The sequence below is a fragment of the Nitrincola schmidtii genome, from assembly GCF_008973715.1.
Taxonomy (GTDB): Bacteria; Pseudomonadota; Gammaproteobacteria; order Pseudomonadales; family Balneatricaceae; genus Nitrincola; species Nitrincola schmidtii.
The window spans coordinates 60,009-71,269 of the sequence record NZ_WBOL01000008.1 but is presented as its reverse complement, the minus strand read 5'-3'; the positions used below and the strand labels follow the sequence as shown (position 1 = coordinate 71,269).

Genomic DNA, 11,261 nt, shown 5'->3' with positions numbered 1-11,261 from the left:
CAGTGAAAATGATGAACAATTGGAAGGTAATCTCTTGAATACAGAAGAACAGCGTCAGACACAAGCCGAAACTGATCAAACCACCGCTCAAGATAAAGAGCCTAAGCCACGTCGTAAACGTCGTGACAGTGGTAATAATCGGGGCAATAGCCGTCGCAAGAGCTGGACGCCACAGGAGTTTATTGTTCCTGAGGTTGCTGATCGTAGGCGCTTCCATGACTTTAACTTACCCGACGCTTTGATGCATGCCATTGCAGATTTGGGCTTTGAGTACTGTACACCCATTCAAGCTGCCACGATTGAACATGCCCTAGAAGGCAAAGATCTGATTGCTAAAGCACAAACCGGAACTGGTAAAACGGCTTCTTTTTTGATTGGTATTATTACTGATCTGTTGGATTTTCCGCTGGAAGAACCACGTAAACTGAAAGAGCCCCGAGCATTGCTGATTGCACCCACACGTGAACTGGCCTTGCAAATTGCTGCTGACGCAGAAGGTTTGGTGCGTTATTCAGACTTATCCGTGGTATCACTAGTGGGTGGTATGGATTATGAAAAACAACGTAAAGCTTTGGCGAAAGGTCCAGTCGATCTTTTGGTGGCTACACCGGGTCGCTTGATTGATTTTGTTAAATCTAAAGACGTAGATCTGTACAACGTAGAAGTGATGGTGTTGGATGAAGCGGATCGTATGTTGAGCATGGGCTTTATACCCGATGTCCGTACCATTATTCGTCATACGCCGCGAAAAGGACCGGACCGTCAAACCTTGTTATACAGCGCAACTTTCTCTGACGAGATTATGAACTTGGCGCGTCAATGGACCCAAGATCCTGTTCAAATAGAGATTGAATCCGAGTCTCAAGTGACTGATAACATCACACAAACCGTCTTTTTGGTCTCTTCTGAAGATAAATATACCCTGCTTAGAAATTATTTGCGGGTGAATAACATTGAACGCGCTATCGTATTTTGCAACCGTCGCCATGAAACTCGTGATTTGGCAGAAAAACTTCGTCGTGACGGTGTCCGTTCAGCACTGATGTCTGGTGAGATTCCGCAAAATAAGCGTGTTAAAACCTTAGAAGATTTCCGCAGTGGCAAAATTCAGGTGTTGGTAGCCACCGATGTGGCTGGGCGTGGAATTCATATTGATGGCGTCACCCATGTGATCAATTATCAACTCCCAGAAGAAGCTGATGATTATGTTCACCGTATTGGAAGGACGGGTCGTGCAGGTGCAATGGGTGCCTCTATCTCCTTTGCTTGTGAAAATGATTCCTTTTTGATACCTGAAGTGGAAGCCAATACGGGTGTTAAGCTGGTATGTGTTCATCCTGACCCTGAACTACTAGAGCCTATTGAAGCGCCTAAAGCTGAGGTTCAAGCGGTTGCTGAACAATCAGAAGATAATGCTGTGGAAGAATCAACTTCCCAAATCGCAACGTCTGATGATGCTTCTGTCGACAGCACACCAACCGAACATAGCAGTGAAGAAGCTGAAGCCGTGGTGGTCGAAGAAACGGACGAAAATAACAACGAAGAGCCTAAGAAACTGGATTGATTATGCAGCAAGACAAACACCGTACAGGCAAAATCAGAAACCTTTTGGGTATTGTCGTTAGCGCCTTTTTTGTGGTGGTTGGGATTGCAGGTTTTCAACGAACTCAAGATCCCATGCTATTACTGGCTTTTGTGGTAATGGCGATTTTGTCCTTCGGTATCATTAGTTTGATTTTTCGTTTAGTGGATCGATTGTTAGATTCGCTTGATCAACATCGTCCCAAGTAACGTCTGGAGAATTCTGTGAGTCAAGCGTCGCATATTGCTGTGTTAGGTGGTGGAAGTTTTGGTACCGTCATTGCCAATATCATGGCAGAGAAAGGTATTGTCGTTAGGCAGTGGATGCGAGATCAAGAGCGTGTGGACGAGATTAATACCACTCGCTGCAACTCTCGTTACCTCCCTGACTATTTGTTAGCTAAGGATTTAGAGGCGACAACAGAGCTCAGTTACGCACTTGAAAATGCCGAAGTGGTGTTTATTTCCGTACCCAGTCATGCGGTTCGGGATGTGGTTCGCCAATCCGTTAATTACCTCAATCATCAGCAGCTGTTGATCAGCACCACCAAAGGGATCGAAGCAGAAACCTTTAGCCTCATGAGTGAGATCATTGCGGATGAAATACCGAATGCTCTCGTGGGCGTGTTGAGTGGACCTAATCTTGCTAAAGAGATTGCTCGCAAACAGCTGACGGCGACCGTTATTGCAAGCCAAGACGAAGCGTTACGAACTCGTATCCAGCAGCTTTTGCACAGTCCTTATTTTCGTGTCTACGCAAGCACCGATACTTATGGTGTGGAGCTGGGCGGAACACTGAAAAATATCTATGCGATTGCCGCTGGCATGAGTGCAGCGCTGGGGATGGGCGAAAATACCCGCAGTATGTTGATGACTCGTTCCTTGGCTGAAATGAGTCGTTTTGCTGTCTCAATGGGAGCAAATCCGATGACTTTTTTAGGTTTGGCAGGTGTGGGTGACCTAATTGTGACCTGCATGTCACCTTTGAGTCGTAATTTTCGGGTAGGATTTGCTTTGGGTGAGGGCAAAACCCTAGATGAGGCAGTATCCGTGCTAGGGGAGGTTGCTGAAGGGGTCAATACCCTGCATCAAGTGCGCGATAAAGCAATCGAAAAAGATATCTATATGCCTTTGGTCAGCGGCTTGTATGAAGTGGTGTTTAATGCCGCTCCGGTTGCTGACATAGCCCGCAGTATGATGGTTAATGCTCAAAGCAGTGACGTTGAGTTTGTCTTGCCACGAGATGCTGCAGCAACTTCTGGAATTAATCCATCAATACATCGCTAATGCCAAACGAACTTAGAGCTTTTTTTCCTCACCTTAAGATGAGAGGGTTGATCTGGGGTGATCCGGCAAAAGAGCCCATTATCGCCTTACATGGCTGGCTGGATAATGCAGCCAGTTTTTATTCTTTAGCGCCGTTACTTGATGAATACCAAGTGATTGCACCTGATCTGGCGGGTCATGGTTTTTCAGATCATCGACCAGCTGGTACGCCTTATTATGTCTGGGATAATGTCGCTGACGTGCTGGCCTTAGCTGATTATTTGGAACTGAATTCATTTCATTTGGTCGGACATTCTATGGGTGCTGGTATTGCCTCTCTGCTTTCGGCTGTTGCTCCTGAACGGGTAAAGTCGGTAGTACTGCTAGACGGTCTTGTCCCTGTTACGACACCGGCTGAACAAAGCCCACAGCAGATGACTATGGCGCTGCGTCAACGTAAACGCATCGCTGAGCGACCTCAACGTTATTATGATCACTTTGAAGATGCCGTCGTCGTCAGGGCGAAAAGTCAGTATCCGGTACCCTATGAAGCATCCAAAGCACTCGTTTCGCGTGCTATCACGCAAACAGATGCTGGATGGCAGTGGCATACTGATCCCTATCTATTTGCGCCGTCTGTGCTAAGGTTAACGGAAGGTCAAGTTGCTGAATTCTTGAGGGTAATTAAATCACCCGTGTTGTTGTGCCTAGCTGAAAGGGGAATTGCAACTGAGCAAACCTATCAGCTAGCAAAATGCGTAACAGATATTGAAGTTGAATGTTTGCCTGGAGGCCATCATTTGCATCTTGAGGATAGATATGTAGCGGAAGTAGTCAAACGTATTTGTCGTCACTTACAAGATTGATAAGAACAACAATCCAGAAAGTTAACATGGCAGAATAACAATCTGCGCGCTTAAAGCGTATAAGGAGTCACCATGTATGATCGTTTGATCAAGCTATTTATTTTAGCGGCCCTGATCATTGCTAGCCCAACCCATGCCTCTAATCAGCTACCTGATTGGTTCGAGCCTTTCCCTTTATCAACGCTAGACAACCAGTCAGCCAGAGCTACACCTGATTATCAACTTCCATTAAGCCAGATCACTAGGATTCAGGGCTTATTGCGCACTCAAAATGAGTTGCGCTTAAGCGGAGACTTGATACGTCGAACCTGGCAGCTTTCACCTGGTAATACTCCAGACCAGGGTTTCGAACATGTTCGTGATCAACTATTACGCCAGCAAGCCAATATTCTTTTTGAATGTTCTTCTCGCCAGTGTGGAGCGAGCAATCTTTGGGCTAACCAAGTGTTTGGTTATGCCAATTTACTGGGTGTAGATAGTACTCAATTTTATTTAGCAGCTGAATTAACTACCGGTCATATGGCTGTCTATGCTGTTCGTCGCGGAAATGGTCGCTCTTATCTACATATCGATTATATTCATGTTGCACCCAGTGTCGTCGAGCAGGAATCTGAGCAGATGATCGAATCTGAACACGTTTCTTGGCAGCAGCAGTTGCGGGATCTAGGGTATGCAGATTTACCCGGTTGGTCAGCGGCAGAACCTAACACATTGCAGCAATTGCTGGGTTTATTAGACGAGGATCTGGATCTAAAACTGCGAATTGTGGTTCATCAGCGTGTGAATACAGGAGACACGGGGCTTACTGAAAGTAATGCAGAGGCTCAGCGCTTAGAAAGTGAGTTATTGCAGTCAGGTGTGATGCCTGATCGTGTTGCAGTGTTCGGTATAGGAACCTTAGCACCAAGTGTGCTTGGATATGATAACTATGCCATTACCGTGATTAGAGTCGAGGAATAACACTATGCCTCGCGTATCGCTTGTTTTAGGAGCAGGTGGTGCTCGCGGTTATGCGCATATAGGCGTCATTCATCAGTTGCAATCGCGTGGTTATGAAGTGGTGTCTATTTCAGGCAGTTCGATGGGAGCCTTAGTAGGAGGGCTTTACGCAGCCGGCGGCTTAGATGCTTATACAAAATGGGTGAAGACCCTGAACTGGATTGATGTCGTCAGGTTATTGGATTTACACTTTTCTCATGGCACCATCCGTGGTGATAAGATTTTCGCCAAGATTGAGTCAATGATTGGTAACCCTAATATCGAAGACCTGCCAATCCATTACACCGCTGTAGCTACTGACTTGACGCGTCATAAAGAGGTGTGGTTTCAAGAAGGTCCATTACTTGAGGCTATTCGAGCCTCTTCTGCTGTTCCAGGAGTCTTCTCTCCGATTCAAAGAGGAGAGCGCATCTTAGTCGATGGTGCTGTACTCAACCCTTTGCCAATGATACCCACGGTTGCCGTAGAGTCTGATATGATTTTAGCGGTAGACCTTAACTGCGCAGATGATGATGTTGATCCAGAAGTACTGCCAAAAATTCAACATATGCTGGCGCAACGAAACTTTAATGCCAGCCAGCGCATTGGCGTCATCGTTAGTTCAATGGAAGTGCTGCATGGCGCGTTAAGTCGCTATAAAGTGGCAGGCTATCAGCCTGATCTCTTATTGCATATTCCCAAATCGATTGCAGGATTCCACGAGTTTCATCGAGCAAATGAGTTGATTGATGCAGGTTCTCGTATTGCAGCGATTCAGCTAGACCAGTTTGAAGCGCGAGGTAAAATCAAACCTGTGCTGATGGATGATCAGTTTAGTTAGCGTTTCTCTGTTTTCAATAATACGTACACGGCGCCGGTTCCGCCATCACGGGGTTGGGCAGAGCTAAAGGCTAATACGCTGGGCATTTGTCTTAACCAGTCATTGATATAGGACTTTAATACCGGGTTTTGACCCACTTGAGAAAACGCTTTGCCATGCACGATTAAGACACAGCGCGCCTGCTGGCGCTGAGCATCTCGAATAAAGCGGCTAACTTCATTTCTGGCAGCTTCGATGGTGTATCCATGCAGGTCAAGACCTTGCTCCCATGGAATGTGTCCTAACTTCAGTTTTTTTAAGCGCCTAATTTGAATACCGGGTGTTGCAAACAACAGCTCATCTTCTGATTCAACCAGCTCTGACACTTCGGCTGACAGACCATCAATAAATTGTTCAGGTTCCTGTTCTGCCATACGCCTGCGATAGGCAAGATCAGGAGATTTTTTTAATGTGGGCTTATGTCCTAGGTCTGCATGGGCTGATTTGATGCGTGTGACGTCTTTCATCAGTGATTGAAAGTCGATATCTAGCTCATCATCGGGTGTCGGTTTAAACTCTGTCATGGCGTTTAGGTCATAATTTCTTTAATATTAGCGTATATTTGCATACGCATGCTAAGCGATTCAATTGGTTAATGACAACAGGATCTTCAGATGTCTGGTAATACTATCGGCAAACTTTTCACTTTTACCAGTTGTGGTGAAAGCCACGGACCCGCTTTGGCGGCCATTGTAGATGGTTGCCCACCTGGTATTCCATTAACTGAAGAAGATCTTCAAATTGATTTAGATCGTCGCAAACCAGGTACCTCTCGTCATACGACACAACGACGTGAAGCGGATGAAGTCAGAATCCTTTCGGGTGTCTTTGAAGGTCGCACGACAGGAACACCTATAGGTTTACTGATCGAAAATACCGATCAACGTTCAAAAGACTATTCCGAAATTAAAGATACCTACCGCCCAGCACATGCTGATTATGTTTATGATCATAAGTATGGTTTTCGAGACTATCGTGGTGGTGGTCGTTCTTCTGCGCGTGAAACCGCCATGCGTGTGGCGGGTGGTGCTATTGCTAAGAAAGTGCTCAGTCAGCTTGGAGTGACCGTTCGAGGCTATCTATCTCAACTAGGCCCCGTGGCAATTGATCCACAAAAGTTTGATTGGGATCAGGTTTCTGAAAATCCTTTTTTCTCGCCGGATGCTGATGCTGCTGAAAAAATGGCAGAGTACATGGATGCACTGCGCAAAGAGGGGAATTCAGTCGGTGCACGAATTTCGGTAGTGGCGTCGGGTGTACCTGTTGGCTTGGGAGAGCCTATTTTTGATCGATTAGATGCTGAGTTGGCGCATGCTTTAATGAGTATTAATGCGGTTAAGGGTGTCGAAATAGGGGATGGCTTTGCGGTTGTTTCGCAAAAAGGCACTGAGCATCGTGACGAGATGACGCCCGAAGGCTTTCTATCTAACCATGCTGGGGGCATTTTGGGTGGTATCTCAACAGGGCAGGATATCATTGCTCATATTGCGTTGAAACCGACCTCTAGCATGCGTCTGCCAGGTAAAAGTATTAATAATCGTGGTGAAGCAGTCGATGTCATCACAAAAGGACGCCATGACCCCTGTGTCGGTATTCGCGCTACACCGATTGCCGAAGCGATGATGGCGATGACCTTAGTAGATCATCTGCTGCGTCATCGTGGTCAGAACGCCGACGTTAAGACAGATTTGTTAAAACTTAAATAAGGTTATGAATATCAAAGACATTAACGATACATACAGCACGCAGGAACGGATGCAACAACATCAGAGCAAACCTATAGGCTCTGCTGTCGCTGCCAGAGATCGAAAAGATTTCTTTATTCGTCGTGATGATTATGAATTTGCAGGTATGCATCTGATTATCGACCTGTTTGGTGCCTCTAATATCGATAGTCTTGAGCATATGGAAGAGGCTTTAAGAGAGGCGGTTGAAGCTTCAGGTGCGACACTCCTGCATATTCACTTGCATCATTTTACCCCGAATGGTGGCATATCCGGTGTGGCGGTGTTAGCCGAGTCACATATTAGTGTGCATACCTGGCCGGAACGTGAATTTGCAGCTTTTGATGTATTTATGTGTGGAGATGCCCGTCCAGCTGATGCTGTTCCCGTGCTGGAACGCTACTTTTCTCCAAACAAAGTCGATGTTCAAGAGTATGTTCGTGGCAGAATGCCCGTGAGTTTAAGTGCGTCAGTATGAGCCTATTCACCGAAACCTTAAGTGATGGTTATGGTCAGTCGCTGAGTATTGATGAACTTTTGTTCGAACAGCAAACAGATCATCAGCACCTGATCATTTTTCGTAATCGCTTCTTTGGTCGTGTCATGGCCTTAGATGGGATCGTGCAAACGACCGAGCGCGATGAGTTCATCTATCACGAAATGATGGTTCATGTGCCGATGTTGGCCTTTGGTGCCGCCCGAAGGGTGCTGATCATTGGTGGGGGCGATGGCGGTATTTTACGTGAAGTGCTAAAACACCAAAGTGTTGAAGAGGTTGTTCAGGTTGAAATTGATCAAGCAGTTATTGATCTCTGTAAAACCTTTCTTCCAAATCACTCGGCGGGTGCTTTTGATGACCCTAGAGTCACAATCAACATTGCTGATGGTATGGCATTTGTTTGTGAGGCAGACATTGAACCTTTCGACGTCATCATTTCTGACTGCACAGATCCAATAGGACCAGGCGAAGTCCTGTTTTCAAGTGAGTTCTATCAAGGCTGCAAACGTTTATTAAATCCTAATGGCGTGTTTGTTGCTCAAAATGGCGTGGTGTTTATGCAGCCTGAAGAGCTTATCAATACTCAACATCGATTAAGTCCTTACTTTACAGATACACGTTTTTATGGCGTTGCCGTTCCTACCTACATCGGTGGCATCATGGCTTTGGCTTGGGGATGTGATGATTTACAGATATCCAAATTGGATATTTCTTTGCTACAACAGCGTTATCAAGCTTCGGGCTTAAATTGCCGTTATTACACGCCAGCGGTTCATGCTTCAGCTTTCCATCTACCCGCCTATGTGCAAAATCTACTAGAACCATAGCAATAGTGTAACTTCCATTCAGTTCGGCTTCATCCTAGTCAGCGTAAACTTCATCTTTATCAATTCTGTTTTTAAGTGAGGTTATATGAAGCCCTTGTTTTTTTTATTAGCGATGAGCTTAAGTCTTCCTGTACTAGCATCACCTCCATCTTTTACTCCCGCAGCATCCAATGATCGCGGAAGGTCTGCAAATGCACCCGCAAATTCAGATCAGCGATCTGCTCCGAAGGCGCACCAGCAAAATGAGGATATTTCGGCAGATTACCAACCCATTATCCGTCGTGTTCTTGAGGAATATTTTGGGCTCTCTTCTACGGAAGCAAATCAAACTTTTGAGCAGAAACGGATACCACCTGGACTGCAAAAAAAGTTAGCACGAGGAGGGGATTTACCTCCGGGTTGGCAAATGAAATTAGCCAGAGGAGATGTTTTCCCGCCCGATTTGTACGCTAAGTCGACTCGTTTGCCTAACCATTGGGCAGGTCGCGGAGGAAATACTCAAGAGGAAGAATGGCTGTTGTTAGAAGATAAAATTGTTCGTGTCGTTCAAGGCCAAGGTACGATTTTAGATGTTATCGATATCTCCCAGGCTATTTTGAGGTGAGTGATAAAGAACATAGAGTGAAGATCAATTTGCATATATCAAAATATTATAAATAAAATTATTGTTATAACTAACGTGTTGATATAATCTTCTTTCCCATAAATTAATGTCTTTTATAGATTTTAGGAATATAGGGAAGAAGATGAAAACCTTTAAGAAAGCAAAATCGATTGTTGCTGCCATTGTGCTGGGTCTGGGTGTCTCTCAGGTTCAAGCATCGGATCAATCACTACTGAACTCCTCTTATGATATCGCACGTGAGTTGTTCGCGAGTTATAACGAACACTTTGCACAATACTGGCAAGAAAAAACTGGTCAAACCGTTGAAATTCGTCAATCTCATGGCGGTTCTTCTCGTCAGGCTCAGGCGATCATTGAAGGCTTACGTGCCGATGTTGTGACCTTCAATCAAGTCACAGATATCGATATTCTGCATCAACGAGGTAAGTTGGTACCTGCAGATTGGCGTGAGCAGTTGCCTAATGCCAGTTCTCCCTATTACTCAACCATGGCTTACTTAGTTCGTGAAGGTAATCCTAAAAATATTCAAAACTGGGATGATCTTGCGCATGAAGATGTCAGTAGTGTTTTTCCCAATCCTAAAACCTCTGGTAATGGTCGTTATACCTACCTAGCTGCGTATGGCTATGCTCAACAGGCTTTTCCTGAAGATCAAGACGCTATCGACAGCTTTGTTAGAACCTTTTTAAACCGAGTTGCAGTGTTCGACACTGGCGGTCGTGGTGCAACCACTACCTTTGTTGAGCGTGGTATTGGTGATGTGCTGATCACATTTGAATCTGAAGTAAACAATATTTTGGCTGAGTTCCCAGATCAAAACTTTGAAGTGGTTGTGCCTAAAGTAAGTTTCTTGGCTGAGTTTCCAGTCGCTGTTGTAGAGCGTCATGCTCAGCGAAACGGTAACTTAGAGCTAGCCAGAGCCTATCTTGAAGAACTTTATTCTGAAGACGCTCAACGATTGTTGGCTGGATTCAATTATCGAGTTCATAACGAAGTTGTTCAGCAAGAGTTTTCTGAACAATTTCCTGAAGTAGAGCTTCTGACTATTGAGCAGATCGCAGGTAGTTGGGATAGCGCGATGGAGGTTCACTTTGCTAGCGGCGGCAAACTAGATCAACTTCAGCGTCGATAAGCGGATAAGGAAAGTAACCCACTATGTCACTGGCGATCACATCAGCCATCTCATTAAACCCCAGCAAGCGTGTCTTGCCGGGGTTTGCCTTGAGCCTTGGTATCTCATTACTGTTTATCAGTTTGATATTACTGCTACCGATTACCGGACTTTTGCTGCAAACAGCAGGCATGTCATGGAACGAGTATTGGTCAGTCATCAGTGATCCACGAGTAGTGGCTTCGTATAAAGTAACTCTGTGGGCTGCTGCGTGGGCTTCAGCTTTCAATGGAGTAGTGGGTTTACTTTTAGCTTGGGTACTGGTGCGTTATGAGTTTCCGGGAAAGCGAATTGTTGATGCCTTAATGGATCTTCCTTTTGCATTACCCACCGCAGTTGCGGGAATCACCCTATCTGCGCTCTTCGCTGAAAACGGTTGGTACGGATCTATCCTTGCTGAGGCAGGGATAAAAGTGGCCTTTACTCCCCTAGGGATTATTGTCGCGATGTCCTTTACTAGCCTTCCTTTTGTGGTCAGAACCGTTCAGCCAGTGCTTGAAGATTTGGCTGTCGAAGATGAAGAAGCTGCCATCAGTATGGGTGGATCAGATTTAACGGTGTTTAGGCGGGTGATTTTCCCAAGTCTATGGCCGGCACTATTAACGGGTATCGCCTTATCATTTACGCGCAGCCTTGGTGAGTTTGGAGCGGTTATCTTTATCGCTGGCAATATGCCTTATGTCAGTGAAATTACCAGTTTAATGATTTTTATTCGATTACAAGAATTTGATTATGCAGCTGCCAGTGCGATTGCATCGGTGGTTCTGTTAGCTTCGTTGATTTTGCTGTTCTTAATTAATATCTGGCAAGCTTTCTATTTACGCCGGATTCACGGTCGATAAGG

The 11,261-nt window shown here is 45.4% G+C and carries 13 protein-coding genes; 12 read left to right on the top strand and 1 reads right to left on the bottom strand.

All coding sequences use genetic code 11. The features are described 5' to 3' along the window. The first annotated feature begins 34 nt into the window (after positions 1-34). From rhlB to F7R24_RS08560, 6 genes are all read left to right on the top strand, one after another. Positions 35-1,564 (top strand): ATP-dependent RNA helicase RhlB, encoded by a 1,530-nt coding sequence (gene rhlB / locus F7R24_RS08585; protein WP_151670842.1) that lies wholly within the window; start codon positions 35-37, stop codon positions 1,562-1,564. A 2-nt stretch (positions 1,565-1,566) separates the two neighbouring features. After that, the gene (locus tag F7R24_RS08580) at positions 1,567-1,791 is read left to right on the top strand and encodes a hypothetical protein (protein WP_151670841.1); all 225 of its coding nucleotides are present in this window, start codon (positions 1,567-1,569) and stop codon (positions 1,789-1,791) included. A gap of 15 nt (positions 1,792-1,806) precedes the next feature. Further along, positions 1,807-2,868 carry an NAD(P)H-dependent glycerol-3-phosphate dehydrogenase gene (locus F7R24_RS08575; RefSeq protein ID WP_151670840.1) on the top strand — a complete coding sequence of 354 codons (1,062 nt, stop codon included), beginning with the start codon at positions 1,807-1,809 and terminating at the stop codon, positions 2,866-2,868. Further along, positions 2,868-3,713, top strand: coding sequence for an alpha/beta fold hydrolase (locus F7R24_RS08570; RefSeq protein ID WP_151670839.1), 846 nt, complete (start codon positions 2,868-2,870; stop codon positions 3,711-3,713). The genes F7R24_RS08575 and F7R24_RS08570 overlap by 1 nt, the downstream gene beginning before the upstream one ends. A gap of 72 nt (positions 3,714-3,785) precedes the next feature. After that, a complete protein-coding gene (locus F7R24_RS08565) occupies positions 3,786-4,673 on the top strand; it encodes a DUF4892 domain-containing protein (RefSeq protein ID WP_151670838.1) in 888 nt (295 codons plus the stop codon). A gap of 4 nt (positions 4,674-4,677) precedes the next feature. Next, positions 4,678-5,532, top strand: coding sequence for a patatin-like phospholipase family protein (locus tag F7R24_RS08560; RefSeq protein ID WP_151670837.1), 855 nt, complete (start codon positions 4,678-4,680; stop codon positions 5,530-5,532). Here F7R24_RS08560 and F7R24_RS08555 read toward each other — a convergent pair. Beyond that, positions 5,529-6,095 carry a Smr/MutS family protein gene (locus tag F7R24_RS08555; protein ID WP_151670836.1) on the bottom strand — a complete coding sequence of 189 codons (567 nt, stop codon included), beginning with the start codon at positions 6,093-6,095 and terminating at the stop codon, positions 5,529-5,531. The genes F7R24_RS08560 and F7R24_RS08555 overlap by 4 nt on opposite strands. 90 nt (positions 6,096-6,185) lie before the next feature. On the opposite strand from F7R24_RS08555, the gene aroC reads away from it, so the two are divergent. From aroC to cysT, 6 genes are all read left to right on the top strand, one after another. Next, positions 6,186-7,277, top strand: coding sequence for a chorismate synthase (gene aroC, locus F7R24_RS08550; RefSeq protein ID WP_151670835.1), 1,092 nt, complete (start codon positions 6,186-6,188; stop codon positions 7,275-7,277). Positions 7,278-7,326: 49 nt separating this feature from the next. Beyond that, positions 7,327-7,773 carry an adenosylmethionine decarboxylase gene (gene speD / locus F7R24_RS08545; protein WP_168926802.1) on the top strand — a complete coding sequence of 149 codons (447 nt, stop codon included), beginning with the start codon at positions 7,327-7,329 and terminating at the stop codon, positions 7,771-7,773. After that, on the top strand, positions 7,770-8,621 hold the full coding sequence (speE, locus tag F7R24_RS08540) for a polyamine aminopropyltransferase (RefSeq protein WP_151670833.1): 852 nt from the start codon (positions 7,770-7,772) through the stop codon (positions 8,619-8,621). Before speD ends, speE begins: the two co-directional genes overlap by 4 nt. An 85-nt stretch (positions 8,622-8,706) precedes the next feature. Further along, the gene (locus F7R24_RS08535; protein ID WP_151670832.1) at positions 8,707-9,225 is read left to right on the top strand and encodes a hypothetical protein; all 519 of its coding nucleotides are present in this window, start codon (positions 8,707-8,709) and stop codon (positions 9,223-9,225) included. A gap of 142 nt (positions 9,226-9,367) precedes the next feature. Continuing rightward, positions 9,368-10,378, top strand: coding sequence for a thiosulfate ABC transporter substrate-binding protein CysP (cysP, locus tag F7R24_RS08530; protein WP_151670831.1), 1,011 nt, complete (start codon positions 9,368-9,370; stop codon positions 10,376-10,378). A 23-nt stretch (positions 10,379-10,401) separates the two neighbouring features. Beyond that, positions 10,402-11,259, top strand: a complete 858-nt coding sequence (cysT, locus tag F7R24_RS08525; RefSeq protein WP_151670830.1) for a sulfate/thiosulfate ABC transporter permease CysT — start codon at positions 10,402-10,404, stop codon at positions 11,257-11,259. Positions 11,260-11,261 lie beyond the last annotated feature (2 nt).